The sequence below is a fragment of the Sphingomonas larreae genome, assembly GCF_051400595.1.
Taxonomy (GTDB): Bacteria; Pseudomonadota; Alphaproteobacteria; order Sphingomonadales; family Sphingomonadaceae; genus Sphingomonas.
On the sequence record NZ_JBLFFI010000007.1, the window covers coordinates 64,249 to 91,248 of the forward strand.

General features: G+C 68.8%; 31 protein-coding genes. 23 read left to right on the forward strand and 8 right to left on the reverse strand.

All coding sequences use genetic code 11. The annotated features are described in order from the left end of the window. Nucleotides 1-231: 231 nt before the first annotated feature. The 7 genes from ACMGDM_RS18385 to ACMGDM_RS18415 all read left to right on the forward strand — a co-directional run bounded on the left by ACMGDM_RS18385 (nucleotide 232) and on the right by ACMGDM_RS18415 (nucleotide 4,831). Nucleotides 232-966, forward strand: a complete 735-nt coding sequence (locus tag ACMGDM_RS18385; RefSeq protein WP_436805581.1) for a segregation and condensation protein A — start codon at nucleotides 232-234, stop codon at nucleotides 964-966. Continuing rightward, nucleotides 963-1,532, forward strand: a complete 570-nt coding sequence (gene scpB, locus ACMGDM_RS18390) for an SMC-Scp complex subunit ScpB (protein ID WP_436805582.1) — start codon at nucleotides 963-965, stop codon at nucleotides 1,530-1,532. The genes ACMGDM_RS18385 and scpB overlap by 4 nt, the downstream gene beginning before the upstream one ends. 26 nt (nucleotides 1,533-1,558) lie before the next feature. After that, nucleotides 1,559-1,798, forward strand: a complete 240-nt coding sequence (locus ACMGDM_RS18395) for a twin-arginine translocase TatA/TatE family subunit (protein WP_436805583.1) — start codon at nucleotides 1,559-1,561, stop codon at nucleotides 1,796-1,798. 26 nt (nucleotides 1,799-1,824) lie between these two features. Continuing rightward, nucleotides 1,825-2,253 carry a Sec-independent protein translocase protein TatB gene (gene tatB, locus ACMGDM_RS18400; RefSeq protein ID WP_436805584.1) on the forward strand — a complete coding sequence of 143 codons (429 nt, stop codon included), beginning with the start codon at nucleotides 1,825-1,827 and terminating at the stop codon, nucleotides 2,251-2,253. A 5-nt stretch (nucleotides 2,254-2,258) separates the two neighbouring features. After that, nucleotides 2,259-3,029: a twin-arginine translocase subunit TatC gene (gene tatC / locus ACMGDM_RS18405; RefSeq protein WP_436805641.1), complete on the forward strand. Its 771-nt coding sequence runs from the start codon at nucleotides 2,259-2,261 to the stop codon at nucleotides 3,027-3,029. A 225-nt stretch (nucleotides 3,030-3,254) separates the two neighbouring features. After that, the gene (gene xth / locus ACMGDM_RS18410; RefSeq protein ID WP_436805585.1) at nucleotides 3,255-4,025 is read left to right on the forward strand and encodes an exodeoxyribonuclease III; all 771 of its coding nucleotides are present in this window, start codon (nucleotides 3,255-3,257) and stop codon (nucleotides 4,023-4,025) included. Continuing rightward, the gene (locus ACMGDM_RS18415) at nucleotides 4,022-4,831 is read left to right on the forward strand and encodes a transporter (protein WP_436805586.1); all 810 of its coding nucleotides are present in this window, start codon (nucleotides 4,022-4,024) and stop codon (nucleotides 4,829-4,831) included. The genes xth and ACMGDM_RS18415 overlap by 4 nt, the downstream gene beginning before the upstream one ends. Before the next feature lie 188 nt (nucleotides 4,832-5,019). Here ACMGDM_RS18415 and ACMGDM_RS18420 read toward each other — a convergent pair whose 3' ends face one another. Both ACMGDM_RS18420 and ACMGDM_RS18425 read right to left on the reverse strand, forming a co-directional pair. Then, nucleotides 5,020-5,487 (reverse strand): peroxiredoxin, encoded by a 468-nt coding sequence (locus ACMGDM_RS18420; RefSeq protein ID WP_436805587.1) that lies wholly within the window; start codon nucleotides 5,485-5,487, stop codon nucleotides 5,020-5,022. Continuing rightward, nucleotides 5,448-8,096, reverse strand: a complete 2,649-nt coding sequence (locus tag ACMGDM_RS18425; RefSeq protein WP_436805588.1) for a bifunctional [glutamine synthetase] adenylyltransferase/[glutamine synthetase]-adenylyl-L-tyrosine phosphorylase — start codon at nucleotides 8,094-8,096, stop codon at nucleotides 5,448-5,450. The genes ACMGDM_RS18420 and ACMGDM_RS18425 overlap by 40 nt, the downstream gene beginning before the upstream one ends. A gap of 36 nt (nucleotides 8,097-8,132) precedes the next feature. Between ACMGDM_RS18425 and ACMGDM_RS18430 the strand changes: the two genes are divergently transcribed. Then, nucleotides 8,133-8,306, forward strand: coding sequence for a hypothetical protein (locus ACMGDM_RS18430; protein ID WP_436805589.1), 174 nt, complete (start codon nucleotides 8,133-8,135; stop codon nucleotides 8,304-8,306). A 193-nt stretch (nucleotides 8,307-8,499) separates the two neighbouring features. Here ACMGDM_RS18430 and ACMGDM_RS18435 read toward each other — a convergent pair whose 3' ends face one another. The 3 genes from ACMGDM_RS18435 to ACMGDM_RS18445 all read right to left on the reverse strand — a co-directional run bounded on the left by ACMGDM_RS18435 (nucleotide 8,500) and on the right by ACMGDM_RS18445 (nucleotide 10,417). Further along, nucleotides 8,500-9,150, reverse strand: coding sequence for a sigma-70 family RNA polymerase sigma factor (locus ACMGDM_RS18435; protein ID WP_436805642.1), 651 nt, complete (start codon nucleotides 9,148-9,150; stop codon nucleotides 8,500-8,502). Nucleotides 9,151-9,262: 112 nt separating this feature from the next. Next, entirely contained in the window at nucleotides 9,263-9,400 is a 138-nt protein-coding gene (locus ACMGDM_RS18440; protein WP_436805590.1) for a hypothetical protein, read from the reverse strand. Between the two features lie 222 nt (nucleotides 9,401-9,622). Next, complete coding sequence (locus tag ACMGDM_RS18445; protein ID WP_436805591.1) at nucleotides 9,623-10,417, reverse strand: response regulator; 795 nt, start codon at nucleotides 10,415-10,417, stop codon at nucleotides 9,623-9,625. 259 nt (nucleotides 10,418-10,676) lie between these two features. Between ACMGDM_RS18445 and ACMGDM_RS18450 the strand changes: the two genes are divergently transcribed. From ACMGDM_RS18450 to ACMGDM_RS18460, 3 genes are all read left to right on the forward strand, one after another. Continuing rightward, on the forward strand, nucleotides 10,677-10,835 hold the full coding sequence (locus ACMGDM_RS18450) for a NepR family anti-sigma factor (protein ID WP_260181586.1): 159 nt from the start codon (nucleotides 10,677-10,679) through the stop codon (nucleotides 10,833-10,835). A gap of 59 nt (nucleotides 10,836-10,894) precedes the next feature. Continuing rightward, complete coding sequence (locus ACMGDM_RS18455; protein ID WP_436805592.1) at nucleotides 10,895-12,454, forward strand: sensor histidine kinase; 1,560 nt, start codon at nucleotides 10,895-10,897, stop codon at nucleotides 12,452-12,454. A 271-nt stretch (nucleotides 12,455-12,725) separates the two neighbouring features. Then, nucleotides 12,726-12,860, forward strand: coding sequence for an entericidin A/B family lipoprotein (locus ACMGDM_RS18460; RefSeq protein WP_436805593.1), 135 nt, complete (start codon nucleotides 12,726-12,728; stop codon nucleotides 12,858-12,860). 150 nt (nucleotides 12,861-13,010) lie between these two features. On the opposite strand, the gene erpA is transcribed toward ACMGDM_RS18460, so the two are convergent. Next, nucleotides 13,011-13,349 carry an iron-sulfur cluster insertion protein ErpA gene (erpA, locus tag ACMGDM_RS18465; protein ID WP_436805594.1) on the reverse strand — a complete coding sequence of 113 codons (339 nt, stop codon included), beginning with the start codon at nucleotides 13,347-13,349 and terminating at the stop codon, nucleotides 13,011-13,013. 92 nt (nucleotides 13,350-13,441) lie between these two features. Here erpA and proB point away from each other — a divergent pair, with 92 nt between their 5' ends. The 7 genes from proB (at nucleotide 13,442) to lptG (ending at nucleotide 21,779) form a co-directional block, all read left to right on the forward strand. Then, the gene (gene proB / locus ACMGDM_RS18470; RefSeq protein ID WP_436805595.1) at nucleotides 13,442-14,545 is read left to right on the forward strand and encodes a glutamate 5-kinase; all 1,104 of its coding nucleotides are present in this window, start codon (nucleotides 13,442-13,444) and stop codon (nucleotides 14,543-14,545) included. Beyond that, complete coding sequence (locus ACMGDM_RS18475; protein ID WP_436805596.1) at nucleotides 14,542-15,447, forward strand: NAD-dependent epimerase/dehydratase family protein; 906 nt, start codon at nucleotides 14,542-14,544, stop codon at nucleotides 15,445-15,447. Before proB ends, ACMGDM_RS18475 begins: the two co-directional genes overlap by 4 nt. A gap of 43 nt (nucleotides 15,448-15,490) precedes the next feature. Then, entirely contained in the window at nucleotides 15,491-15,733 is a 243-nt protein-coding gene (locus tag ACMGDM_RS18480) for an acyl carrier protein (protein WP_436805597.1), read from the forward strand. A gap of 5 nt (nucleotides 15,734-15,738) precedes the next feature. After that, nucleotides 15,739-17,013, forward strand: a complete 1,275-nt coding sequence (gene spt, locus ACMGDM_RS18485; protein WP_436805598.1) for a serine palmitoyltransferase — start codon at nucleotides 15,739-15,741, stop codon at nucleotides 17,011-17,013. Between the two features lie 36 nt (nucleotides 17,014-17,049). After that, on the forward strand, nucleotides 17,050-18,972 hold the full coding sequence (locus ACMGDM_RS18490) for an ATP-binding protein (RefSeq protein ID WP_436805599.1): 1,923 nt from the start codon (nucleotides 17,050-17,052) through the stop codon (nucleotides 18,970-18,972). Between the two features lie 537 nt (nucleotides 18,973-19,509). Then, nucleotides 19,510-20,688 carry an LPS export ABC transporter permease LptF gene (gene lptF / locus ACMGDM_RS18495; protein WP_436805600.1) on the forward strand — a complete coding sequence of 393 codons (1,179 nt, stop codon included), beginning with the start codon at nucleotides 19,510-19,512 and terminating at the stop codon, nucleotides 20,686-20,688. Continuing rightward, a complete protein-coding gene (gene lptG / locus ACMGDM_RS18500) occupies nucleotides 20,685-21,779 on the forward strand; it encodes an LPS export ABC transporter permease LptG (protein WP_436805601.1) in 1,095 nt (364 codons plus the stop codon). Before lptF ends, lptG begins: the two co-directional genes overlap by 4 nt. Nucleotides 21,780-21,985: 206 nt before the next feature. On the opposite strand, the gene ACMGDM_RS18505 is transcribed toward lptG, so the two are convergent. After that, nucleotides 21,986-23,065: a fatty acid desaturase family protein gene (locus ACMGDM_RS18505; protein ID WP_436805602.1), complete on the reverse strand. Its 1,080-nt coding sequence runs from the start codon at nucleotides 23,063-23,065 to the stop codon at nucleotides 21,986-21,988. Between the two features lie 120 nt (nucleotides 23,066-23,185). Between ACMGDM_RS18505 and ACMGDM_RS18510 the strand changes: the two genes are divergently transcribed. Further along, on the forward strand, nucleotides 23,186-24,337 hold the full coding sequence (locus ACMGDM_RS18510; RefSeq protein WP_436805603.1) for a GNAT family N-acetyltransferase: 1,152 nt from the start codon (nucleotides 23,186-23,188) through the stop codon (nucleotides 24,335-24,337). 59 nt (nucleotides 24,338-24,396) lie between these two features. Here ACMGDM_RS18510 and ACMGDM_RS18515 read toward each other — a convergent pair whose 3' ends face one another. Further along, complete coding sequence (locus ACMGDM_RS18515) at nucleotides 24,397-24,645, reverse strand: hypothetical protein (RefSeq protein ID WP_436805604.1); 249 nt, start codon at nucleotides 24,643-24,645, stop codon at nucleotides 24,397-24,399. Nucleotides 24,646-24,920: 275 nt separating this feature from the next. Between ACMGDM_RS18515 and ACMGDM_RS18520 the strand changes: the two genes are divergently transcribed. The 4 genes from ACMGDM_RS18520 to ACMGDM_RS18535 all read left to right on the forward strand — a co-directional run bounded on the left by ACMGDM_RS18520 (nucleotide 24,921) and on the right by ACMGDM_RS18535 (nucleotide 27,000). Continuing rightward, entirely contained in the window at nucleotides 24,921-25,097 is a 177-nt protein-coding gene (locus tag ACMGDM_RS18520; protein WP_436805605.1) for a hypothetical protein, read from the forward strand. Then, the gene (locus ACMGDM_RS18525; RefSeq protein WP_436805606.1) at nucleotides 25,094-25,375 is read left to right on the forward strand and encodes a hypothetical protein; all 282 of its coding nucleotides are present in this window, start codon (nucleotides 25,094-25,096) and stop codon (nucleotides 25,373-25,375) included. The genes ACMGDM_RS18520 and ACMGDM_RS18525 overlap by 4 nt, the downstream gene beginning before the upstream one ends. Further along, nucleotides 25,372-25,560 (forward strand): hypothetical protein, encoded by a 189-nt coding sequence (locus ACMGDM_RS18530; protein ID WP_436805607.1) that lies wholly within the window; start codon nucleotides 25,372-25,374, stop codon nucleotides 25,558-25,560. The genes ACMGDM_RS18525 and ACMGDM_RS18530 overlap by 4 nt, the downstream gene beginning before the upstream one ends. A gap of 309 nt (nucleotides 25,561-25,869) precedes the next feature. Continuing rightward, nucleotides 25,870-27,000, forward strand: a complete 1,131-nt coding sequence (locus tag ACMGDM_RS18535) for a M23 family metallopeptidase (RefSeq protein WP_436805608.1) — start codon at nucleotides 25,870-25,872, stop codon at nucleotides 26,998-27,000.

Genomic DNA, 27,000 nt, shown 5'->3' on the forward strand with positions numbered 1-27,000 from the left:
GGGCGCCCGAGCGAGGATGTCTCCTGGCGTAGCCCGGGGCTCAGTTAGGTGATCGTGGTCGGGCTCGTTGACGTCCCCCGACTGGGTCCCGGCCTTCGCCGGGGAACAGGTAGCGGAGGAAAGCGGAGCTTACGCGAACGTCGCCACACCCTAGCCGCGTCCCGCGTCGCGTGCCACGATGCGGCGCATGTGCCGCGTCAGTGCTTTGCCCCTCCATTCCGGTCCCGCGCGGTGAGCGATGCGCCCGAGCAGCTGACGCTGGATCTCGAGGGCTGGGAAGGGCCGCTCGACCTGTTGCTGTCGCTCGCGCGCGCGCAGAAAGTGGACCTGCGCGAGATCTCGATCCTCGCACTGGTCGAGCAATATCTTCGCTATGTCGAGCGCGCCCGCGTGCTCCAGCTCGAGCTCGCCGCCGACTATCTCGTGATGGCGGCGTGGCTCGCCTATCTCAAATCGGCGCTGCTGCTGCCGCGCGACCCAGAGGTGGAGCCCGATCCCGACGAGCTGGCGATGCGGCTGCAGCTGCGGCTGGAGCGGCTCGACGCGATGCGCGACGCCGGCGCGCGGCTGATGGCGCGCGACCGGCTCGGCCGTGACGTGTTCCGCCGCGCCGCGCCGGAGGGGCTGCGCGTCGTCCGCAAGGCGCAATGGACCGCCGACCTGTTCGAGCTGATGACCGCCTATGGCCGCGTGTCGGCGCGGTCGCGGCCGGTGATGCACGTCGTCCACGACCGTGAGGTGATGACGCTGGAGGCGGCGATCGCGCGTGTCGCCGCGCTGGTGGGCAGCGCGATCGAGTGGCGCGCGATCGAGGCGTTTCTGCCGGAGCAGGCGAGCCTCGCGTTGCGGCGTTCGGCGCTGGCGTCGAGCTTCCTTGCCGCGCTCGAGCTGGCGCGACAGGGGCGGGTCGAGCTGCGGCAGGAGGCGCCGTTCGCGCCGCTGTACCTGCGGGCGCCGGCGGTATGAGCGACGCGCTCGAGCGCGCGGTCGAGGCGGTGCTGTTCGCCGCGGCGGAGCCGCTCGCGATCGACTCGCTGCGCGCTTACGTGGGCGACGGCGACGTTCGCGCCGCGCTGGCGGCGCTGGCGGCGCGCTATCGCGGACGGGGCATCGAGCTGGTGGAGCGCGGCGGGCGCTGGCACTTCCAGACCGCGCCCGATCTCGCCCACCTGCTGCGGCGCGACCGCGAGGAGGTGCGTCGACTCAGCCGCGCCGGGATCGAGACGCTCGCAATCATCGCCTATCACGAGCCGGTCAGCCGCGCCGAGATCGAGGCGATCCGTGGCGTGCAGGTGGCGAAGGGAACGCTCGACGTGCTGATGGAAGCCGGCTGGGTCCGCCCCGCCGGTCGCCGCGAGGTGCCCGGGCGCCCGCTCACCTATGCGACCACGGCCGAGTTCCTGTCCCACTTCGGGCTGGCGAGCCGGCGCGACCTGCCGGGGCTGGACGATCTGCGCGCCGCGGGACTGCTCGACCCGGTCGATCTCGCCTTTGAGCAACTCGCTGTGGAAAACGGCGGCGACGACGACTAGATGTCACCGCATTAGGAGATTTCGTCATGGGCAGCTTCAGTCTTCCGCATATCCTCATCCTCGCGATCGTCGCGGTCCTGCTGCTGGGTGGCGGTCGCTTCTCCAACCTGATGGGAGACGTCGCCAAGGGCGTAAAGAACTTCAAGAAGGGTATGGCCGAGGAAGATGCCGAGGACGCCCGGCCCAAGCCGCGCATCGAGGCGCAGTCGAGCGCCGAGCCCGCTTTCGACCGCGATGCCGACCGCGTTCGCGAGGAGCGGCACTGATTCCTCTCACCCGGCCGGCACGCTGAATGTTCAACATCGATTCGTCCGAATTTCTGCTGGTCGCGCTGGTCGCGCTGGTGGTGATCGGCCCCAAAGACCTTCCCAAGGCGATGCGCGTGGTCGGCTATTGGGTCGGCCGCGCGCGCGCGGTCGGCCGGCAGTTCCGCGCCGGCTTCGACGAGATGGTGCGCGAGGCCGAGCTCGAGGAAATGGAGAAGAAGTGGAAGGCGGAGAATGAGCGGATCATGCGCGAGCACCCGATGATTCCGCCGCCGCCGCCCGAGCCCGCGTCGATCGGTCACGCGCCCGCCGACGGGGCGCCGGTAACGTCGCACGAGCCTTCGCATGCCGACGCATCGCATGACGACCATCCGCCGGTGATGGTCGAGCAACCCCGCGTCGTCCCGGGCGGCCCGCACGAGGCGCCCGCCGCCGACAGCAAGGCGTCGTCGTGAGCGAGATTGTCGACGAGCTGGAAGACAGCCGCGCGCCGCTGCTCGACCATCTGCTCGAACTGCGCCGCCGATTGCTATATTGCATCGTTGCGGTGGTGCTGTCGTTTGCGGTCTGCTGGTATTTCGCGGAGGATATCTTCGCGTTCCTGGTCCAGCCGCTGCTGAGCGCGGGGCAGAAGACGCTCATCTATACGCAGCTGTTCGAGGCGTTCTTCGTCCAGGTAAAGGTGGCATTCTTTGCCGCGACGATGATCTCGTTCCCGGTAATTGCGATGCAGCTGTGGCAGTTTGTCGCGCCGGGGCTGTATCGCAAAGAGAAGCGCGCACTGCTGCCGTTCCTGCTGGCGACGCCGGTGCTGTTCCTGCTGGGCGCGTCGATGGCCTATTACGTGGCGATCCCGATGGCGCTGCACTTCCTGCTTGGCTTTTCCGGGACGGTGGGCGGTGTGCACCAGCAGGCGCTGCCCGCGATGGGCTATTACCTCAGCTTCGTGATGCAGTTCCTCTTCGGCTTCGGGGCCGCGTTTCTGTTGCCGGTGCTGCTGATGCTGCTCGAGCGTGCCGGGATCGTGACGCGCAAGCAGCTGATCAGCTCGCGCCGTTATGCGATCGTCGGCGCTTTCGCGATCGCTGCGGTACTTACCCCGCCGGACGTCGGCTCGCAGCTGCTGCTCGCGATCCCGCTGGTGATCCTGTACGAGCTTGCGATCATCGGTATCTGGTTCACCGAGCGGAAGCGCGCGCGTGAGACAGCTGCGGCGCTGGAGGCGGAGTAAGCGCGCACGCCGGTCTCCGTATTCGGTCCGGGATTCACTGCGCTCTGCGTCCCGCCGGTGTGGATGCCCGCTGCACCCGTGGGCTTCGGAACGGGCCCAGAGTGACGGAAGGGGCGTCGGCAGCACCGACGCAGCCTCACCGGACGAGATACGGCGTCACCGAAGAATCACGCGCCCCTGCCTTGAGGCGAGACAAAGCCGACGGCACGCAGTAGATCGTCGCGCGTGAAGATCGTCACGTACAACGTCAACGGCATCAAGGCCCGGCTGCCGCGGCTGCTCGAGTATCTCGAGGAGGCGCAGCCCGACGTCGTCTGTCTCCAGGAGCTCAAGTCGAGCGACGAGACCTTCCCCGAGGCGGAGGTGCGCGACGCGGGCTATGGCGCGCTGTGGCACGGGCAGAAGGGCTTCAACGGCGTCGCGGTGCTCGCGCGTGGCGCCGATCCGGTCGAGCGGCAGCGCGGGCTCGAGGGCGAGCCCGAGGACGAGCATAGCCGCTATCTCGAATGCGAGGTGTTCGGGCTCACCGTGGCGTCGATCTATCTGCCCAACGGCAATCCTGTGCCGGGGCCGAAGTTCGACTATAAAATACGGTGGATCGACCGGCTGCGCACGCGCGCGCAGCAGCTGCTGACGGAGGAGGTGCCGGCGGTGCTGGCGGGCGATTATAATGTCATTCCCAACGACGACGACGTCTTCTCCTTGCGCGCGATGGCAAGCGACGCGCTGATGCAGCCGGAGAGTCGCGCCGGCTATCGCGCGCTCGTGGCGCAGGGCTGGACCGACGCGCTCCGCGCCCGGCATCCGCGCGGCGGCATATGGACCTTCTGGGACTATCAGGCCGGCGCGTGGCAACGCGACGCCGGCTTCCGCATCGATCACCTGCTGCTCAGCCCGGCGGTGGCGGACCGGCTCGTCGAGGCGGGCGTCGACAAGGCGTATCGCGGGCGCGAGAAAGCGAGCGATCACGCGCCGACCTGGGCGCGGCTGCGATGATCCGCGGCGCTCTGGTGGCAGCGACGCTGCTGCTCGCCGCCGCCCCGGCCGCGGCGCAGGACGGCGACGCGGACGTGCGCTTCTGCCCCAACCGGCCCTCGCTCGGCGCGAGCGGCTGCACCACACTGCCGGGGCAGGTCCAGGTCGAGATCTCGGGCGCCGACTGGCAGCGCGACGACACCGGCGACGAGCGCGAGGACCGCACGCTGTTCGGCGACACCATCGCGCGGATCGGTCTGACCGGGCGCAGCGAGTTGCAGGTGGAGTTCACCCCGCTCGGCACCGTGCGCACGCGCGACAAGGCGAGCGGCGCGGTGTCACGGCGCTGGGGCGCCGGTGACACGACGATCGCCTATCGCTACGCGCTGTCACACCCCGACGGCGGCGCGCTGTCGTCCGCGGTTCAGCCCTATGTCACGCTGCCGACCGGCCGCTCCGGCATCGGTGACGGCGATTGGGCGGTGGGCGTGGTCGCGCCGGTCTATTGGCAGATCGACAAGAAATGGAGCCTCGATTTCACCGGCGAGGCCGCCGCCGCGGTCGACGACGACGGCAACGGGCGCCATTTCGATGCGAGCGGCGTGGTCGGGCTGGGCTATGCGCTCACCGACAGCCTCACTGCGGTAGCAGAATTCTCGCTGGAGCGCGACGACGACCCGTCCGGGCATGTCACACGGACGCTCGCGGCGGGGTCGCTGGCCTGGCAGCCGACCAAGCGCACCCAGATCGACCTGCTCGCCGTGGCGGGGCTCAACCATGACGCGCCCGACGCGCGACTGGTAGTGGGCGGCGCCTTTCTGTTCTAGATCGGTGTACGGCGTTCGGCGAGCGACGGTTCGCGCCTCGGGTGGTGTACTCGCTCTACTCCGCTATCCCAGATGCGGGCCGAAACCCACCAAGCCGCTTACGTAACGAGCCTCGCCCTCGCGACGCCTTGGATCTCGGCTCAAGGCCAGAATGATAAGTGGCGATGGTGTGTAGACGCGCGCACGGGTCACGCGAGCGCGCGCGCGGCCTCAAGCACTTCCTCGGCATGCCCTTTCACGCTCACCTTGCGCCACACGCGCGCGAGCCGACCGGCGGCATCGAACAGGAAAGTCGCGCGCTCGATCCCCATATAGGTTCGGCCGTACATCTGCCGCTCGCCCCATACGCCGAACGCCTCGGTGACGCTGCCGTCGAGGTCACTGGCGAGCGGAATAGCGAGGCCGTGGCGCGCGATGAACTTGTTGTGCTTGGCCACCGTGTCGCGTGAGATGCCGATGATCGAGGCACCCGCCGCGGCGTAGCGGCTGGCGAGCGCGGAAAAGTCGAGCGCCTCGTGCGTGCAGCCCGGCGTGTCGTCCTTGGGATAGAAATAGACGATCAGCGGGCGCGGCAGGTCGCGCAAGCGCAGCGGCGCGCCGTCGGTGTCCGTCGCGGTCACGTCGGGGATGGTGTCCACGCGATACTCTCCTGCCATTGTGTGGCGACGCTCTCGCGCACCGCATCGAGCGTGGCAAGCAGCGTTTCCCACTCGGGCATCATCACCGCGCGGGCGATCAGCGCCCGCGTGGCCGCAGCGGCGGGCTCCTGCGCATCGGGCGCGACCAGCCGCACCGTCACCAGCAGTCGCGCGAGCAAGGCATAAGCGTCACCCATCGCCGGTGAGAGCGCGCCGCGATCGATCAACTGCGCGATCGCGGCGCCGAGCTGCGGGTCGAACCCGGCGCGACGGGTGAGCTGGGTGACGTGCACCGCGAACTCCAGATCGACCAGCCCACCCGGCAGCAACTTGGCGTCGAGCGGCCCCTGCGGCGGCTTGTGCCGCGCCATCTCGGCGCGCATCTCCGCCGCTTCCGCGGCGACGTCGCGCCGCGGCCGGTCGCCGGCGAGCACCGCGGCGACGATCGCTTCAACCTTATCCCGCGCCGCGGGGGAGCCGAACACCGCGCGCGCGCGAGTCAGCGCCATATGCTCCCACGTCCACGCCTCCTCACGCTGGTAGCGCGCGAAGCTGTCGACACTGACCACGAGAGGGCCTTGAGCGCCCGAGGGGCGCAGCCGCGTATCGACAGGGTAGAGCGGCCCGGCGGCGGTGGGGACCGACAGCGCTGCGGTGACGCGCTGCGCCAGCCGTGTGAAATAGAGCGTTGCCCCAAGCGGCTTGGCACCGTCCGACTCTGCGGTGAATTCGCCGGTGAAGAGATAGATCAGGTCGAGGTCGGAGGCATGAGTCAGCGCCATGCCGCCCATCCGGCCAAGCGCCAGGATCACCAGCTCGCCGCCGGGCACGCGCCCGTGCGCGCGCTCGAACTCGGCCGTGGCGGCGCTGGCCAGCGTCTCGATAGCCGCCTCGGCGACGCGCGCATAGCCAGCGGCGACATCGAGCGGGTCGGCGGCGCCGGCGACGATCTGCGCGCCAAGCGCGAATCGCTTATCGCCGACGAGTCGGCGGACGTGCTCGAGCAGCGCCTGATAGTCCGCGCCCGCCTCGGCCGCGCGCATCTCGGCGACCAGCTCGGCAACTTCCCCGACCGGCGCGAAGGCGCTGGCATCGATCAGCCCATCGAGCAGGTCGGGGCGGCGCGCGAGCTCGTCGGCGAGCGTGGGCGCGTGACTGAGCAGCTCGGCGAGCAACGTCGCCAGTGCCGGACGCGCCTCGAGCAGGCGGAAGACGTTCACCGCACTCGGCAACCGCTCGAACAGGCGATCGAGCCGGTTGAGCGCCACCGCGGGCACCGGCGCCTGCGCCAGCGCGCCGACCAGCCCGGGCAGCACCGCCTCGAGCGCGCTCTGCGCCGCGGCGCTGCGCAGCGCCGGGTAGCGCGCCTCGCGCCACGCGGTCACGCGGCGCACCGCATCGTCGCGGTCGACGAAGCCGGCGTCGGCGAGCGCGGCGCCGAGCCGTGCCGGATCGAACGGGAGCCCGGTGCCTGCGACGGGAGCAAGCCGGTCGAACGCCGCCGCGACGCGCTCGACGTGCGGTGCGAGCAGCGCGAGCAGCGCGGCGCCATCCTCCAGTCCGTGCAGCCGTGCGACGTGGTCGAGCGCCTCGCCCGCGGGCAGCGCGTGCGTCTGGCGGTCGTCGATCATCTGGACGCGATGCTCGATCGTGCGAAGCAGGGTATAAGCCTCGCACAGCGCCCGCGCATCGGCGGCGTCGATCCGCCCCGCCGCGGCGAGCGCGGCGAGCGCGTCGCGCGTGGCCGGAGCACGCAGCGCCGGATCGCGTCCGCCATGGATCAACTGGTGGATCTGCGCGAAAAACTCGATCTCGCGGATCCCGCCGCGCCCGCGCTTGAGATCATAGCCCGGGCCGAACATCTGCCCCTGCGCGTGATGGTCACGAATCCGCCGGGTGATGTCGAGGATCTCGCCGACGGCGCCGAAGTCGAGGCTGCGGCGCCAGACAAATGGGCGGATCGCCTCGAGGAAGCGCGCACCGAGCGCGCGATCGCCGGCGGCGACGCGCGCGCGAATGAAGGCGGCGCGTTCCCACGGCAACGCCTGCGATTCGTAATAGCTGATCGCGGCGTCGATCGGGATGGCGATGGGCGTAACCTCGGGAGACGGGCGCAGCCGCAGGTCGACGCGGAGTACATAGCCGTCGGTATCCCGCGCCTGGAGCAGTTCCAGGACCCGCCGACCGATGCGCACCGCCGCGTCAGCTACCTCCTCGCGCGCACGACACGGCAGCGTGGCCGGATCGTAGAGAAAGATCGGATCGATGTCGGAGGAATAGTTGAGCTCACGACTGCCCTGCTTGCCAAGCGCGATCGCGACGAAACCGCGCGGCGGCGCGTCGGGCGTGCGCTCCATCATCGCGCCCGCAATGGCGCGATCCAGCGCGTGATCGGCAAAGTCGCTCAGCCGTGCGGTAATCTGGGTGAGGTCAAGCGCGCCGGCGAGATCGCCCAGCGCGACCTCGAGTGCGAGCGCCCGACGCTCAAGCCGTAGCCGACGCGCCAGCGAGCCGCCGGTTTCGGCCAGCGCTTCCTTCGTCGCCGCTTCACGTTGCAGCAGCGTGTTCAGGAATGGCGCATTCTGTTCCGCCCGGCGGCGCGCCTCGTCGAAACCGGCAGTCGTCATGTCGAAACCTAACCACCAGTCGCACGTTCGAGCAACATGGTACGAGAAGCACCCTCCCTGACGCGAACGGCAACGGGCGACTATGTCGTACGTGCGCCTCAGGCGGGTGACGTGCTGGCGGGTTCACTGAACGCCGCGTTCCGGCGCGACAAGGCGCTGCCCAGCGACATGGCCTGTCTGCTGTCGCGACTAAGCCGCATCGCCAACTGAAGGCAGTCGGCCTAGGCGGTGAGAGCCGGCCCGGACGTTTTCATTAACGAGAGCCACCGCGAGCGCCGCTTTGCGCGGCGCTCCAGCCGCTACTGCTGCTGGCGGATGATCCATGCCAGCGCACATTCAAGCAAGCGCCGACCGGGCGGCCGGGCAACAATCCCCGCTCGCCACATCGGCACGCGGCCTCAGGTCAGGCGTCGCGATCGCGACTCAGTTCGTCGACCTCGTTCATGATCGAGTCGAGCGTCGTACGATCACCGCTCACCTCATGATCGCGACGCGACGAGAGCGCCCCATCGGTCATCAGTGCCTCGAGCGCGACGCGGCCGCGCGCGACGCGGCTCTTGATCGTACCCACAGCGACGCCGCAGATGTCGGCCGCTTCCTCATACGCAAAGCCACCCGCGCCGACCAGGATCAGCGCCTCGCGCTGTGGCTGCGGCAGGTGCATGAGCGCGCGCTGCATGTCGGCGAGCTCGACGTGCTTGTCCTGGCTCGCGGGCGCGGCAAGGACGCGATCCGCGACCAGATCGTCCCACTCGCCCTTGAAGCGCGCGCGTCGCATCTGGCTGAGGAACAGATTGCGCAGGATGATGAAGGTCCAGGCGCGCATATTGGTGCCCGCCTGGAAGCGCTTGCGTGCCGCCCAAGCCTTGAGCAGCGTCTCCTGCACCAGATCGTCGGCGAGATCACGATTGCCCGAGAGCGACCGCCCGAACGCGCGCAGATGGGGAATGACCAGCGCGAGCTGCTTCTTGAACTCGGGATCCGACAGCGCGACATATTCCGTCGGCGCCGGAGGAGCCGACGCCTCGTTCTCGTGCGAGGAAGATTGGGTCATGCCGCTCCGTCGTGCTGGCGCGGCGCCATTCTGGCGCTCGCCCGAGCTTGCAAGATAGGTATCGTCCGGCCGCTTGGCCAGACCGTCCGCCACCACTTGTTCGAGCATCGCGTCAGGACAGCAGGATGGCAGCGAACGCCACAACGATCAAAACCAGCGACGCCGCTAGAATATAGCGGGTCATGCCCGGGGTGCTGCCGGCGCGGGCCTCGTCGGTCTCGAGGTGCACTCGATCGTTCTCGTCTGCCATTGCCCCTCAACGCACCGAGACCGTTTTGGGTCCGTAAGGAAGATCGAAACGACAAGGCGGGCGGGAAGGATCGGATGCATTCTCCTGCCTTTGCTCGCCGGGATCGATGGCCTGCTTGCCGGCCCTCAACTCGCACGCGAGCGGCAAGAGTCCCCGCGCGCGCCGGGACCGCAGGCGCGGCGCCGGGGCGCGAGGATGCCGCGGATACACCGCGCCGACCGGTTAGGCGGGGATGGTGGTCTCGTCGAAGAACAGCGCCTGGCTGATCGCCGCCTTCACCGTCGAGCGCTGGAACGGCTTGGTGATCAGGAAGGTTGGCTCGGGCCGCTCGCCGGTGAGCAGCCGCTCGGGGAAGGCGGTGATGAAGATCACGGGCACGTTGAACTCGGCGAGGATGTCCTTCACCGCGTCGATCCCCGAACTGTCGTCTGCGAGCTGGATGTCGGCGAGCACCAGGCCGGGGCGATCCTCCATCGCCAGCGCCACCGCCTCGTCGCGGGTCACCGCCACGCCGGTCACCTCATGGCCGAGATCGCGCACGATCGACTCGATATCCATCGCGATGATCGGCTCGTCCTCGATGATCAGCACGCGCGCTCGCGTTTGCTTCTCGATTTCGGCGAGCGCCTCGGCGACAAGCGAGTCGACCTCGGCCGGCTCCACCTCGATCAGATAGGCCGCGTCCTCGGGCGTGAAGCCCTCCATCGCGGTGAGCAGCAGCGCCTGGCGCGACAGGGGCGTCATCCGCGACAGCCGCGCGCGTGCCACTGCCTCCTGCTCCTCTGCCGGCTCGGCGCTGTCGACCTCGTCGAAATTCGCCGAGTTCCAGATCGCCTGGAAGGTCCGATACAGGCCGAGCCGGGGATCGACGTCGCGCGGGAACTCGTCGGGCGCGGCCACGATCGCCTCCAGCGTCGCGCGCACATAGCGGTCGCCCTGCGCCTGGCTGCCCGTCAGCGCGCGACCATAGCGGCGCAGGAACGGAAGATGGGGCGCGAGTTGTTGTCCGAGCGACATATGTAGAAAGCCCTCCCTCACGAACGAGCGCTCAAGCAGCGTCGCCGTGCGTCGTGAAACCATGCGCGAGCGTCGCGCGGCCGCGGCGATAAGCTCTCCCCGGCCGGCGATTTTCGTCGCGTGCCGGGGGAACCATCGAAGGGCTATTTGGTTTCATCCGCCGAGCACGGCCAACCGTGCCGGCAGCAATGGGATGTTCCATCGTGTCCGCTCGACCCGCCCAGCGGTCGCTGGGGCCGGGTAGTCTTGGGGGTAAACGTTGACGTCGGACAAGAAAGCGCCGGAGAAGCCGAAGAAGGGCACCGTCGCGCATTCCAAGAATCGGGACATGGGTTCGGCGCTGCGCTCCGTGTATCAAAAGACCGTCGAGGAAGCCGTGCCGGATGATCTGCTCTCCTTGCTCGGCAAGCTTGACTGATCGAGGTGGCCGAGGCCCCGGCCGCTGACGTCCCGCGCCTGTCCGCGGGGCGAGGCGATGTGATCCATCGCTGGCCCACCGGGGCGAAATTGTTTCTGATCCTCAGCATCGCGCTGCTCCCGCTGGCGCTGATCGCGATCTTCGCCACCTTGCGCGTCACCCAGCTCGCCGACACCGAGCTGCGCTCGCACCTGCGCGTCGCGGCGGCCGAGTCGAGCCGCGCGATCGCGATCGAGCTGGTCGGTGACATGACCGCACTGCGCGTGGCGGTTGATGCCCTCAATGCCGACCGCGCCGATGCGCCCAGCTGCGCCCGCGCGCAGGGCGTGTTCGCACAGCAGTCCGCGGCCGGCACCAGCTTCGTCATCCTGGACCGACGCGGCCAGCCGCTCTGCGGGGAGCCTTTCCCCGGCGCTGCGGCATTCGCGCGCCAGTCGGACCCGTCAGTGATCAGTGCCCGGATCGTCGACGCCGCGCCGGGCCATCGGCGCGGGCTCATGCTGCGCGTGGCGGGACGGAGCAACGGCGTGAGCGCCGCCGCCTTTTTCCCCGCGACGTTTCTCCAGCAGCTGAGCCGGCCAAGCGGGTTCGCGCTCGACTATGGCTCGACGCTGACGCTCGGCAACGACCGGCTCGAACTCGATCCGCTCGCGCGTGAGAGCGCGTTCGAGCGACGCGAGGCGGCGCGCAACGATCTCGCCATCGCCGGTCTCGCGCTCGAGATGCAGGTTCGCAGCGCACCGATCAGCTCACCGCTGCTGATCGCGCTGGCGCTGCCGCTGCTGATGTGGGCGCTCGCGGCGGCGATCAGTTGGTTCGTGGTAGACCGGCTGCTGATCGCGCCGCTGCGCGCGCTGCGCGGCAGCATCGCCGATTATGTGCCGGGCGACGAACCCGATACCGCGATGTTGCGGGCATTGCCAGCGCAGGAAATCCGCGATCTCGGCGACACGTTCCGCGCTCTCAGCCGTACCGTCGCGCTGCATGAGGCCGGGCTCGCCGAAGGGCTGGTGCGCCAGACCAAGCTGACGCGCGAGGTGCACCATCGCGTCAAGAACAACCTTCAGGTGATCTCCAGCCTGATCAACTTCCACGCGCGCGGCGCAAAGAGCGCGGAAGCGACCCAGGCCTATGCCTCGATCCAGCGCCGCGTCGACGCGCTGGCGGTGGTGCACCGCTATCATTTCGCCGAGATGGAGGAGAATCGCGGGGTCGGCTTGCGCTCGGTGTTGGGGGAGCTCGCGTCCAGTATCCGCGCCACCGCGCCCGAGGGCACGCGAATCAGCATCATCCTCGACATCGACCCCTTCTATGTCACCCAGGACGTCGCAGTGGCGGTCGCCTTCCTGGTGACCGAGCTGGTCGAGCTGGCGATGACCTGCTCTCCCGAGGCGCAGCTGCGCATCTCGCTCAAGCCGCCGGCGAACCGCGTGGCGGATCGCGCGACGCTGCGCCTCTCGTCGCGCGCGCTGGTCGACAGCGACATTCTGCGCGACGGTCTCGGGCATCGCTATGGCCGCGTGATCGAAGGTCTTACCCGCCAGCTCCGCTCCTCGCTCGATCATGATCCGCTGGCGGGCGCCTATGAGATCGCGATTGCGGTCACCGGCAGCGAGTAAACACTTCTTTTTATTCGATTTAGGAAAATGTCGCGGCATTGCGGAACCGTTCTTCCAAGCGGCCGTTCAGCTACCCGGACAGCGACTTTATGCCCCCCCGCTCTCGCTGTCCGTGACATAGGCCCGGAAGCGTCCACCCCTCCCCCCCCCCGGTGACGCTTCCGGGCCTTTATCCTTTCGCCGCAAAACCTCGTTGCCCCGCCGCTGTTGCGCGCGTGGAACGTTCGCCGTCGCGGCGCATTGGTCAGTTGTTCTTCCAGGAGACAGGTCGATGCGTAAGATGATGACGGTCGCGGCTCTGGCCGGCGCGGTGCTGGTGGCAGCGTGCAACACGGTGGGCGGCGTCGGTAAGGACGTGTCGTCGGCCGGCGATGCCGTCAGCACCGCGGCAGACAAGTCGAAGTAACGCCTACCCTTCGGGGTCGCACGGAGGGCGGGTCACGGCGACGTGGCCCGCCTTTCGCGCGTCTAGGCCCCCTACGCACTCGCTCGCGGGGGAGAGGCGAATAACGAGGTGGCCGTGCGGTGGAGCCGGACGCGCTCGTTCAGCGCGGGGTCAAATGGAGAAGCTGGTGCCGCAGCCGCAGCCGCTCGCCGCATTGGGGTTCTCGACCTTGAACGAGGCGCCGCCGAGCGACTCGACATAGTCGACGCTCGCGCCGCGGACGAGATCGAGACTGACGTCGTCGACCACCAGCCGCACGCCATCGGTCTCCACCACCACGTCGGCCGCGTCAGGTGCGTCGGCGAAGCCGAAGCGATACTGAAATCCCGAGCAGCCGCCGCCCTCCACCGCAAGACGCAGGATGGCAGGCTTGTTCTGCCGCGCCGCGATCGCCGCGACGCGCGCGGCGGCGGCGGGGGTGAGTGCGATATCGGGTGCGAGCGTGGCCATGGGGGCAAGATAGGCGCGCCTCTGTCCGGAGGGAAGGGGAGTGCCCGCGACGATTGAGCACGACCGCGCCGCGCGCTAACCGCTCGGGTGCCATGTCGCTCTTCCCGCCCGCCACCTGTCCGCGCCTGATCGTCAAGATCGGCTCGGCGCTGCTCGTCGACGATCACGGCGGGGTGCGCCGCGCGTGGCTGGAGCAGATCGCCGCGGCGATTGCGGCGCGGGCCGCGGCCGGGCAGCAGGTCGCGGTCGTCTCGTCGGGCGCGATCGCGCTTGGGGCGCGGCGACTGGGCCTCACCAAGGGTGGACGCGCCAGCCTGGAGGACGCGCAGGCTGCGGCGGCAACCGGTCAGATCGCGCTCGCCGGGGTGTGGGCCGAGGTGCTCGGCGCGTGCGGGCTGACGGCGGCGCAGATACTGGTGACGCTCGGCGATCTGGAGGAGCGGCGGCGCTATCTCAATGCCGCCGCGACGCTCAACCGGCTGCTCCAGCTCGGCGTCGTGCCCGTGATCAACGAGAACGACTCGGTCGCCACCGAGGAGATCCGCTTCGGCGACAACGACCGGCTCGCCGCGCGCGTCGCGCAGGCGGCAGGCGCGCAGGGAGTGGTGCTGCTGTCCGATGTCGATGGACTATACGATCGCAACCCCGCGCTGCCGGGGGCGCAGCATATCGCGCGGGTGGAGCGGATCGACGCCGCGATCGAGGCGATGGCGGATCACGGCTCGGCCTCGGGCATGGGCTCCGGCGGCATGGTCTCCAAGATCGCGGCGGCGCGCATCGCCAATGCCGCCGGCGCCGCGCTGGCGATCGCCTCGGGGCGTGCCGAATCGCCGCTGTCGGCCGCGGCGCGGCACACGCTCTTCGCCGCCGAGCGCAGCGCGCCCGCGCGCAAGGCGTGGCTCGCCGGCGGGCTCACCGCGCGCGGAGCGATCCACGTTGACGTGGGGGCGGCGCGCGCGCTGACCGAGGGGCGCAGCCTGCTCGCCGCCGGCGTGACGCGGGTGGAGGGGAAATTCGCGCGCGGAGATCTCGTCACCATCGAGGGACCCACGGGGACGATCGCGCGCGGCCTCGCCGAATATGACGCGGCCGAGGCGACGCGGCTGATCGGGCGCCGCAGCGACGAGCAGGCAGCGATCCTCGGCTATGCTCCGCGCGCCGCGCTGGTCCACCGCAACCATATGGCGCTGCTGTGATCCTCGCGCTGACCGGCGCGACCGGCTTCGTCGGCGGCGCGCTGCTGGAGCAGGCGCTCGCCGCGGGGCACTACGTCCGCGCACTGGCACGGCGGCAGCAGCCCGAGCGCGACGGCGTGACCTGGGTGAGCGGCGCGCTCGACGACGCCGCAGCACTCTCGGCGCTGGTCTCGACCGCCGACGCGGTGGTCCATGTCGCCGGTGCGGTGAACGCGCCCGACCGCGCCGGCTTCGCCGCCGCCAACGTCGAGGGCACGCGCGCCGTGGTCGAGGCGGCCAAGGTGTGGGGAGTCGCCCGCTTCGTCCACGTCTCCTCGCTCGCCGCGCGCGAGCCCGCGCTCTCCAACTACGGCTGGTCCAAGGCAGGCGCGGAAGCGGAGGTTGGTGCCAGCGGGCTCGACTGGACGATCGTCCGCCCGCCCGGCGTCTACGGCCCCGGCGACATGGAGCAGCGCGATCTGTTCCGCGCCGCGCGGCGCGGCGTGGTGCCGTTGCCGCCGAACGGCCGGCTCTCGATCATCCATGTCGACGACCTCGCGCGCCTGCTGCTGGCGCTCGCCGAGCGGCCGGGCGCGGGCGCGCACGCCATCTATGAGCCCGCCAGCCCCGACGGCGCCCTGCGCTACACCGACTTCGCGCGCGCCATCGCCACCGCGGTCGGCCGCCCCGCGCTGCCGCTGCCGCTGCCCGCCGCGCTGCTCCGCCTCGCCGCGCGCGGGGACGCGCTGGTCCGCGGCGCGAGCGCCAAGCTCACCGCCGACCGCGTCGCCTATATGGTCCACCCCGACTGGACCGCCGACCCCGCCAAGACGCCACCCGCCGCGCTATGGCAGCCGCGGATCGGGGCGGGCGAGGGGCTGGCCGCCACGGCGCGATGGTATCGCGCCCAGGGGCTGCTATAGCGCGGCCCGACATCCGCCGCATTTCAAGGCCACAGCCGAGCTTATGACTGACCGTACCGCGATCCTCGACACGCTCCGCGCGCAGATCGAACCCTTCAACAAGAAGGGCATCGACATCACCGAGGCGACCACCTTCCAGGGCGGCCTGGAGTGGGACTCGCTCACCGTGATGGACTTCGTCGCCGCGATCGAGGACGAGTTCGACATCATCATCACGATGAACATGCAGGCCGAGATCGAGACCGTGGGGCAGCTCGCCGACGCGGTCGAGAAGCTGCGGGGCTGAGGGCGATGACCGAGACCGGCCTCCAGCCCGAGGCGCTGCCCGAGACCGTCGCGCCCGCACCGACCGCGCGTGACCTGTTCGCCAAGTTCGATCCGCTGATCGCCGAACGCGACAGGCTGATGTCCTCGGGCGTGCGCGATCCCTTCGGCATCGTCATGGAGGAGGTGCGCTCGCCCACCACCGCGGTGATCCGCGGGCAGGAGACGATCCTGCTCGGCACCTACAATTACATGGGCATGACGTTCGACCCCGACGTGATCGCGGCGGGCAAGCGCGCGCTGGAGCAGTTCGGCAGCGGCACCAACGGCAGCCGCATGCTCAACGGCACCTTCCGCGACCATGTCGACGCCGAGGACGCGCTGCGCGAGTTCTACGGCGCCGAGCACGCGATCGTCTTCTCGACCGGCTACCAGGCCAATCTCGGCGTGATCTCCACCATCGCCGGGCGCGGCGAATATGTCATCCTCGACGCCGACAGCCACGCCTCGATCTACGACGGCTGCAAGATAGGCGACGCCGAGATCGTCCGCTTTCGCCACAACTCAATCGAGGACCTCGACAAGCGCCTCGGCCGCCTGCCCAAGGAGCCGGGCAAGCTGGTGGTGCTCGAGGGCGTCTATTCGATGCTCGGCGACATTGCGCCGCTGCGTGAGATGGTCGCTGTGGCGCGCAAGCACGGCTGTATGGTGCTGGTCGACGAGGCGCATTCAATGGGCTTCTTCGGCGAGCACGGCCGCGGCGTATACGAGGAGCTGGGGCTGGAACTCGGCCGCGACGTGGACTTCGTGATCGGCACCTTCTCCAAGTCGGTCGGCACCGTCGGCGGCTTCTGCATCTCGAACCATCCCAAGTTCGAGGCGCTGCGCCTGTCGTGCCGTCCTTACATCTTCACCGCCTCGCTGCCGCCCTCGGTCGTCGCCACCGCCGCCACCTCGGTGCGCAAGCTGATGCACGCGCACGAGAAGCGCGCGCGGCTCTGGAACAATGCGCGGCAACTTCACGGCGGGCTCAAGGCGCTCGGCTTCCGGCTCGGCACCGACTCGCCCGATTCGGCAATCGTCGCGGTGATCCTGGAGGATCAGGAACAGGCGGTGGCGATGTGGCAGGGGCTGCTCGAGGCCGGGCTGTACGTCAACGTCGCGCGGCCGCCGGCGACGCCAGCAGGCACCTTCCTGCTGCGCTGTTCGATCTGCGCCGAGCACAGCGCCGAGCAGATCGGCCGCGTGATCGCGATGTTCGCCGCGGCGGGTCAGCAGGTCGGGGCGATCGGCACGCATTAGGTTTTTCGTTAACCTCCGGTAAGGTATACGGAGGGGGTGACGAACGACGCGGCCGAGCACGGGGGAGCCACCTCCATCCGGGGCACCGTCGCCCTTTGGGCGATGGCGCTGCTGGGCGTGGCGGTGCTCGGCGCATTGCTGTTGACATTGCGCGGCGCCAACCACCAGCGCGACGATGCGCTGGCGGCGCAGCGTCATAGCTATGACGTGATGATCCTGGTGCGCACGCTGCAGGGCACGATCGCGCGCTCGGAGGCGTCACTCGGGCGGTATGTGATCTCGGGCGACCAGCAGCTCGGGCGGCTGTATTTCGAGGATTGGCGCCGCGCCGACGAGACGATCGACCGACTCGAGAAGCTGACCCACGACAATGCGGTGCAGGCGGGTCACCTCGCCGACATCCGCAAGGCCTTCGGCGAGCGCGGCGACGAACTCGCGCTCACCGCGCTCAACACCAACTACCGCAAGAACAGCCAGGCACTGGCGCGCTTCTATCACAGCAGCACGTCCGACTCGCTCAATCGCATCAACAGCGGACTCGACGCGCTGGTGGCGCAGGAGCGCGCCCTGCTCGAGGCGCGAACCAGCCACGCGCAGGCGTCGGTGCGCCGCTCGAGCATGATGGCCAAGGTGCTCGCCGCTTTCGGGCTCCTGCTGGTGGTGGGCGTGATCTGGCTCGGCTGGGCGGTGGTGTCCGCGCATGCCGAACATGCCGCCGCCCGCGGCGAGGCGGACGCGCAGCGCGACCGCGCGGAGGAGCTCGCGCAGGCGGTGGCCCAGGCCACGGCAGAGCTGCGCGCGCAGGAAGCGCGGCTGCGACAGATCCAGAAGATGGAGGCGGTGGGCCAGCTCACCGGCGGGATCGCGCACGATTTCAACAATATGCTTGCGGTCGTGCTGGGCGGGGTCGAGCTGGCGCAGCGCGCGATCCGGATCGATCCGGGGTCGGCCGCGCGCCATCTCGCCAGCGCGCACGACGGCGCGCAGCGGGCCGCCGCGCTGACCCAGCAACTGCTCGCCTTTGCGCGCGAGACCGCGATCAACCCCGAGACGATCGCCGTGACGACGCTGTTCGACGGTCTCGCCGATCTGATCGGCCGCACGCTGGGGGACGGCATTTCGGTGCGGTTCACCGACGAGAGCGCTGGCTGGTGCACCCGCGCCGACCGGGTCCAGCTCGAGAACTCGCTCGTGAACCTTGCGGTCAATGCGCGCGACGCGATGCAGGGGCGCGGTACGCTCGCGGTTCGCGCCGCGCGGCGCACCGTCGCGGGCGACGATTTCGTCGCGCTGGCGGTGAGCGACAACGGCTGCGGCATGGCGCCGGAGGTGGTGGAGCGCGTGTTCGAGCCGTTCTTCACCACCAAGCCGGTCGGCAAGGGCACGGGGCTGGGACTAAGCCAGGTCTTCTCGTTCGCGCGCCAGATCGGCGGCGACGTCGCGATCGATTCGGTGGTAGGCGTGGGTACGACGGTGACGCTGCTGCTGCCCCGCGAGCGTGTCGCGCTCGCGGCGCCGGCGGCTCCGCCCGTGGTGCCGGCCGCGCCGCCAGCCGCGGCGTCGGACACCAGCGGCCTGCATATCCTGGTGGTGGAGGATGATCCGCGCGTGCTGCCGGCGACGATGGACGCGCTTCGCGAGCTCGGTCACCTGCCGCATGCCTGCGACGACCCGACGCGCGCCGGCGCATTGCTCGCAGCGATGGAGCGGGTCGATCTAATCCTGTCCGACGTGCTGATGCCGACGCTGACCGGCCCGGAGATGGTCGCCGGGCTGGCGGTGGCGCACGCGCGCGTCCCGGTGCTGTTCGTCACCGGCTTTGCGGGAGGCGCGGACGAGGCGATCGATCTCGGCGGCCGTCCGGTGCTGCGCAAGCCCTTCACGCTGGCCGCGCTGGAGCGCGCGGTGGCAAGCGCGGCGGCGCCGCACGACGACCCGCCGGCGCGGGTGGCAGCGTGAGTGTTACCGGGTGACGAGCGGGCTGCCGTCATCCTGATGCCGCCGTAGAACGTACCCCGCCGGACCGAATAGATGGAGCGGTGGTGTCATCGCGCGAGATTCAGTCCTCTCCTCCTAGGTAGAGGATGGGGTGAGGTGCAGGTGGCAAACTCGGTAAGACCTCGATTTCTCATCCAGCCTGCCCCCTGAGAGGATCCATCTGCTAAACTCCGGATCGCTCGTCACCTTGCGTCATCCCGGAGGATGTCCGGAATCCACTCCTCCGCAAGAGCGATGGCTAAGGAGTGCGCGGCACGCTGGATCCCGGACCCAGTCCGGGATGGCGGAAGAGCTTTGCAGAGGAACTCTGAAGGGCAGAACTTGATGGGTTAGGGCAAAGTCTCCAACGCATCGCGGCGCGTCCTCCGCACCGTCCGCCCTCGCGCTTTTCGCTGCTGACGCACGCGCCGTGCGCGCTTATAGCCGCACCCTCACCAGGGCCTTACGCCCGATGCCACGAGGCGGCGCCGCACCTTGTTCACTTCGATCGACCGCTACATGGCCCGGCTGATCGCGCTGCCGCTGTTCGCCACGCTGCTGATCGCCTCGATGCTGCTGATCCTCGATCGGATCGGGCGGCTGTTCGACTTCGTCATCACGCAGGGCGGTCCGGTCAGCGTGGTGTGGAAGATGCTGGCCAACCTGCTGCCCGAATATCTCGGCCTCGGTATCCCGATCGGGCTGATGCTGGGCGTGCTGCTCGCCTTTCGGCGGATCGCCACGTCGAGCGAACTCGACGTGATGCGGGGCGTCGGCATGAGCTACTCGCGGCTGCTGCGCGTGCCGTACATGTACGCGATCGTGCTGGCGGCGCTCAACATCGCCATCGTCGGCTATGTCCAGCCGCTGGCGCGGTACAATTACGAGAAGCTGCGCTTCGAGCTGCGCACCGGCGCGCTCGGCGCGTCGATCAAGGTGGGCGAATTCACCCATCTGGGCGATCGCATGACGCTGCGGATCGAGCGCAGCCAGGACAGCGGGCGCCGGCTCTCCGGCATCTTCGTTCACGCGCTCACCCCGCGCAACGACTGGGTCGGCGTCACCGCCGAGACCGGGCAGTTTCTCGCCACCGACGATCCCAATGTGATCATCTTCCGGCTGACCGACGGCACGTTGATCCACAACCGCCCGGATTTCCCCACGCCGCGCACGCTGACCTTCACCGCGCACGATTTGCCGATCAATCTGCCGCGGTTCGAGAGCTTCCGCACGCGCGGGGGCAAGAATCTCGAATATACGCTGCCCCAGCTCGCCAAGCTCGGCCATGCCGCGAACGCCAGCGAGGCGCAGCGTGACGGCAGCCGCGCCGAGTTCCATTTCCGCGTCGTCGAGGTGGCGATGATGTTCCTGCTGCCGCTGCTGGCGGTGTCGCTGGGCGTGCCGCCCAAGCGCTCCAGCTCGGCGCTTGGCGTGTTCCTGTCGATCGTGATGGTAGTGACCTATCACAAGATCAACCAATATGCCGCGGCACTGGGCGAACGCGGCGCGGTGGACCCGCTCATCGCGCTATGGGCGCCATTCCTGCTGTTCGGCGCGCTGATCCTGTGGATGTATTACACCCTGGCCTATGTTCCCGGCGGACAGCCGATCGGCGCGCTGGAGCGCTTCTTCGGCAAGGCTTGGGCGGCGGTGGCGCGCTACCTTCCCGGTCGCCGGCGCAAGGAGGCGCGCGCATGAGCGCCTTTTTCCCGTCGCGCACCGTCGCCATCTATATGGCGCGGCTGTTCCTCACGCGCACGTTCGGTATCCTGTTCGGGCTGGTGCTGGTGCTGCAGACGCTCGATCTGCTGAGCGAGAGCGGGCGCATCCTCGCCACGGCAGGCAACGGCGATGCCGAGGTGTGGCGCTACGTCTCGCTGCGGGCGCCGCAGATCATCTCGACGTTCCTGCCGTTCTCGGTGCTGCTCGGCACCGTGCTGACGCTGATCACGATGAACGCCAACAGCGAGGTGGTCGCGCTCAAGGCCTCCGGCCTGTCAGCGCATCAGGTGCTGGCGCCACTGGTAAGCGCGAGCGTGGGGATCGCGTTGGTCACCTTCGCCTTCAACGACCGTGTGGTCAGCCGCGCGACCGCGGAGCTGAGCGCCTGGCAGAAAGTGAATTACGGCGCCATGCCGCTCGACCGCGGCGATCGCTCGAACGTCTGGGTGCGCGCGGACAACAATCTGATCTCGGCCGATCGGATCAGCGGGCGCGGCAATGCGGCGCAGCTCGGTGGCGTCGCGGTCTACGAGCGCAACCCCGACGGCGGGCTGCGCGGGCTGATCACCGCGCCCAATGGTGTGCGCCAGGGTGACGGCTGGAAGGTGTGGCCGGCCAAGCGGTTCGACGTCACCTCGGGCGCGCTCACTTCGTTGGGCGCGGTGGTGGTGGCGCGCGGCGTGACGCCGGATCAGTTCACGCTGGCCAATGTCGATGGCGACGCGCTGTCGTTCGCCGGGTTGCGCACCGCGATCGGCGACCTGGAAGAGGCCGGGCGACCGACCGAGTCGCTCGAGGGCGTGTTGTGGCACAAATTGTCCGGGCCGCTGTCGTCGGTGCTGATGCCGCTGCTCGGCGCGGTGGCGGCGTTCGGCATCGCGCGCTCAGGCGCATTGTTCCTGCGCGCGGTGATCGGCATGGCGCTCGGTTTCGCTTATTTCATGGCGGACAAGTTCGCGCTGGCGATGGGCAATCTCGGTGCCTATCCGCCATTCCTCGCCGCCTGGGCGCCGTTCCTGCTGTTCCTACTGATCGGCGAGGCGGTGCTGCTGCGTACGGAGGAGTAGTTACCCCTCCGCACAGCGGTTCTCTCCTCGCGCTACCAGGAGACCGGCGGGCTGGGCAGTGACATGGTGGCGCTGGCACACGCGCGGCGCTGCCAGCATTAGCGGCAGTAGAGTAAGCGGCACTCCGGATCCTGAAAGGAGTTCAGGATGGCAGAAGTGAGAGAACGCAGCGTGGTTCCCTAACGACCCCGCCGCGTCCTACCTCGTCAGCGCGGCCGCATCGTCGCGGCGGCGAGCTTGCCGACCAACCCCGGCAGGCCGGCGTAATTCGCCTTGTGATACGGCGAGTCCGGCTCCAGCACCGCGGAGATGCGGCGGTGCGCCTCGGCAAGTGCATGATACGGCAGCCCCGGCAGCAGATGATGCAACGCGTGGTAGCGCAGCCCGACCGGCGCCCACAGCACCGGCAGCAGCGCCGGCGGGGGCACGTTGACGGTGTCGAGATATTGCGCGGTGACGCTCATCGCCTCGCCCTCATTCTCCCACAGATGTGCCACGAGCGTGCGCACCTGGTTGATCAGCGCGACACCCGAGCCGACCAGCATGAAGATCGCGAACGCCTTGAGCGACACCACGCCCGCGACCGTCAACGCGATCAGCGCGATCGCCCACAGGCTGGTGGCCATCTCGAGCCGGGTCCAGCGCGCCTTCTCCTCACCCTGCGGCGGGCGACGGCGGAAGTGCGGGTTGATCGACAGCGCCGAATAGCGCGCCACCACCGCCTCGCGCAGCGTCGGCGAGAGCGTGGAGAGCGGCGCCAGCAGTGCATAGCGGATCAGCAGACCGAGCGGCGCCAGCGCCGATACCAGGATGAACACCGGCAGCGTCCACGGCCGCATGAGCGCGAGCGGGAGATACTCGGGGTCCTCCGACGTACCATAGCGCGTCTTGGCATGGTGCAGGTTGTGCACCCCCTCGTACATGAACGACGGGATCATCATCGGCACGCCGATCAGCACGTTCCACCCGGTACGGAAGCCAGGCAGAGCGGCATGTTTGATATGGCTGATCTCGTGAATCATGCTCATGCCGCGATACAGCGCGAGCACCGCGACGACGCCCGCCACGACCACCCAGCCGGTCGATGCCACGGTAACGGCCACTGCGAGCGCGGCATAGCCCACCAGCGCCGAGCCGATCAGGTCGGCCCAGTAAAGCGCGGGGCGTGGCTGCACCAGGTCTCGCGTGAGATCGGCGGCGGCGCGCAGCATCGCCTTGTCGTCGGCGATCGGTACGCGCGGCGCGCTGGGCGTAGCGCCCGCGCGGTCGAGAGTGATCGTGTTCATGGCGCTGTTCATTGCCGTAACATAGTGGCGACTCCATGGCGTTTACAGGACGCCCGGCGTTACCGTTGCAGGTAAAAGCTCACTCGCCATGATCGCTTTCCCCGTTTACGGGCGAATGCCATGTCCGATCTCTCCCTCACGCCGGTGACCACCAAGCGCGAGCGCAAGGCGTTCGTCGACCTGCCGTTCCGGCTCTACCAGGATGATCCGTATTGGGTGCCGCCGCTCAAGGGCGAGGCGCTCGGGCTGATCACGCCCGAGAAGAACGGCTGGTTCAGCCATGCCAAGGCGCAGCTGTTCCTTGCGCATCGCGGCGGTCGTGTGGTGGGGCGGATCTCGGCGCATATCGACACGTTGGCGCTGGAGATGCCCGCCGCGCAGGGTTTCGGCCCTGGCGTCGGGCAATGGGGTCTGATGGATGCGGAGGACGAGGGCGTCTTTACGGCGCTGCTCGCACGCGCCGAGGCGTGGCTGCGCGAGCACGGGATGACGCGCGCGCTCGGCCCCATCAGCATGTCGATCTGGGAAGAGCCGGGATTGCTGATTCAAGGCTTTGAGCAGGCGCCCACCGTGATGATGGGGCACCACAAGCGCGAGTACCGCGAGTGGATCGAGCGCGCGGGGTATCACCCGGTCAAGCAGCTGCAGACCTACGAGCTCGACATCACGCAGGAATTCCCTCCGATCGTAAAGCGGATCATCCGCTCGGGCGAGAACAACAAGAGCATCGTCGTTCGCGAGGTGGACAAGCGCCGCTTCGACGAGGAAGCCGCAATTATCCTCGAAATCCTCAACGACGCTTGGGCGGACAATTGGGGCTTCGTTCCGCTCACCCCGCCCGAGATCAAGGACGTCGGCGTCAAGCTCAAGCCGATCGTGTTCAATGATCTGATCCGTATTGCCGAGGTGGATGGCAAGCCGGTGGCGTTCATGATCACCTTGCCCGACCTGAATGAGGCGATCCGGCCGCTGAACGGCAGCCTGCTCCCGTTCGGCTGGGCCAAGCTGCTGCTGTGGCTGCGCAAGCCGCGCGTGCGGACGATGCGCGTGCCGCTGATGGGCGTGCGCAAGGAGCTGCAATCGTCACGGCTGGCGAGCCAGCTCGCCTTCATGATGATCGAGGCGATCCGCAAGGCGTCGGTCGCCAATTATGGCGCGTCGCGCGGCGAGATCGGGTGGATCCTCGACGACAATCAGGGGATGAACTCGATCGCCACCGCGATCGAAAGCCGCGTCAACAAGGTGTATCAGGTTTACGAGCGGACGCTCTGACCGAAAGGGGGGGGGCGGGGTGGCGGACACGTCCCGACCCCGCCTCGATCGCGCGGGCGTCAGAGGCGATCGGGAACGATCACGCCGAGTTCCTTCCAGTCCGCGCGGGTGTGGCAGACCCGCTGGATGATGCGCGTGCCGGTCGCCTCTGTGTTGTAGCAATAGCGGGTGGCGGGGTTGCGCGACGGGGTGACGGTCTTGCTGACCGCTTCCGTGCCAGCGGGTGTGACGGTCTTCGGCGCGGCGTCCGCGGCGGCCACGAGGAACAGGCTGGTGGAGGCGACGACAACGGTGGCGATGATGTTCATGATAGTGTCTCCCTGCCCCGTTGATCGGGGACAGCGGATGCTTTGCAGACCCCGTGCCAATTCATAAAAAGCCGTACTAACAATGACTTGGCTGCTGAGAGTGGCCAATGTCGATTTTCCTCGCGCCGACATCCGGCGAAATGCGCCAGATGGTGGCGCGGCCTTGTGGAGGTGGTGCCGCCGCCCCATCTGTTCGACACTGTCCAAGATCTGGTTCGCGAGCCTGGACAGCTGAGAGACCAACGTGCTCCCGCTTGCATGCAGGGGAGAGACGAATGGACCTCAACGAATTGTATCGAGGCCACCTGATCGCGGTGGCGCGGGCGGCGAACACGGTCAGTCCGGGCTGCACTGAGATCCATCGTGCGCAGGTGCGCGGCTATGCCGGCCGCATCGCCGACGTGCAGTGGCTCGCCGGGGTGGTCCGTTCCACCGTCGTGGTGGCCGCATGAGCGAGCAGCCCGAGAATAGCGCGCCGCGTCAGCCACGACGCCCGTATTTCCGTCCCCACAACAGCGTGCCGAAATTGTCGCCCGAGAGCGCCGCGCGCGAGAGCCAGGTGGTGCGCGCCGCGAGCGAACGGCTCGGGCTGACGGGTGCGATGGCGTTTCTCAACTCGGACGTCGGGCTCGACGAGCGTCCGCTCAAGCTCGCCGCGGCAAGTGCCGAGGGTGCGAAGGTGGTGCTCGATCTGATCGCGCAGCAACAGCCGACGGTGGGAGAGCCATGATGAAGGAATCGGACGTCTTCTCGATCCGCGCCGCGGAATGTCGCGAGCAGGCCGAGGCCAGCGCGCTCGCCAATGTGCGGGAGCGCTGCCTGCGCGCGGAGGCGGCCTGGACCGCAATGGCGACACGCTCGCGGCGCTCGGAAGACGCGCGCGCCGCGCGCGAGATGGTGGTGCCCGCCGCCTGAGCCCCGTGTCGACCGGCTCGGTCGGTCGGCGCCGTTGCGATCGCGCCGAGGCGGTGCCCAGCGCTAAGAATCACTCGCAACTTACGAAAATTACGCGATCAATGGCGACCCAACGCGGCGAACCGCAACGACTCGCCGCGTCCTTCCGTCGCCCGGACGCGGCGGCGGGCCGCCGGTCTTGCTCAATTAACCCTCGGCAGTTCACAAACCTTTGCGTCCGGGAGGCGATCGTCTCCGGGGCGGCAGTACGAGAAAAGGGGAAGGTCGCGCGGCGTCTCGCCACCGGCCGCATCTTTGATCTGGGGTTCGATGAACGACACCGCTCTCACGCCGGCCGTGCGCCCGCTCGATCGTCTGCGCGCCGTTCGCGGCACGCGTTTCATGATGCGCGGCGGTGCTGCGCTGGTGCTCGGCTTCGCCGGCTATGGCGCGGTGGCGGCGAGCCAGCAGGTCGCGGTGGCGGCTGGGTTGACTTCGGCGCCGAGCAGCGAGCGCAAGCTGGCGCGAATGGAACAGAAGGTCACCCGGCTCCAGGCGCGCGTGGCGACGATCAGGCACACCGCCGCGCTGCACGCCAGCCGCATCGAACAACGCCAGGCGCTGCTCGCCGCCGCCCTCACCGGTGATGGTGAAAGCCGGCAGCTGGCGCGCGCCACGCTGGCGATCGATCCCGACGCCACCCGCCTTGCCGGCGACGCGATCAAGCCCTTCCTGCGGCTCGAGTCGCGCCAGGCCGAGCTCGCCGCGGTGGCGCAGCGCGAGCTCGACCAGCGCTATGCCGCCACCGCGACGCAGGTGCGCAAGCTGGGCATCTCCACCACGCGCATTGCTCGCGGCGGCACCGCGATGGGCGGTCCGCTGGTCGAGGCGAACAGCCCCGAGGCGCGCGCCGATCTCGCCGCTGACCAGCAGTTCCGCTCGCTGTTCATGAGCTGGAAGAAGCTTGACCGGCTCGAGCAGGGCGTGATCGCGATCCCCTCGGTGCAGCCGGTGCAGAAGCTCCAGTTCACCAGCAATTTCGGCATTCGCTCGGACCCGTTCCGCGGCACCGCGGCGATGCACGCCGGGGTCGACATCCCCGGCCCGAGCGGCACGCCGATCTACGCCACCGCGGACGGCGTGATCAGCCATGCCGGGCGCCAAGGCGGCTATGGCAACATGGTCGAGATCAACCATGGCAAGGGTATCGCCACCCGCTACGGTCATCTTTCCAAAATCCTGGTCTCGGACAATACGCGCGTGAAGCGCGGCCAGCTGATCGCGCTGATGGGCTCGACCGGCCGTTCGACCGGCCCGCATCTCCATTACGAGGTCCGCATCGACGGCCATGCGGTCAATCCGGTGCCGTTCCTCACCACCGCGGATTATCTGATGGCCGCGCAGGACCGTGCCGTGGGCCAGATTCCGGTGTCGACCTCGGGCCCGGTGCCGCAGGACTGA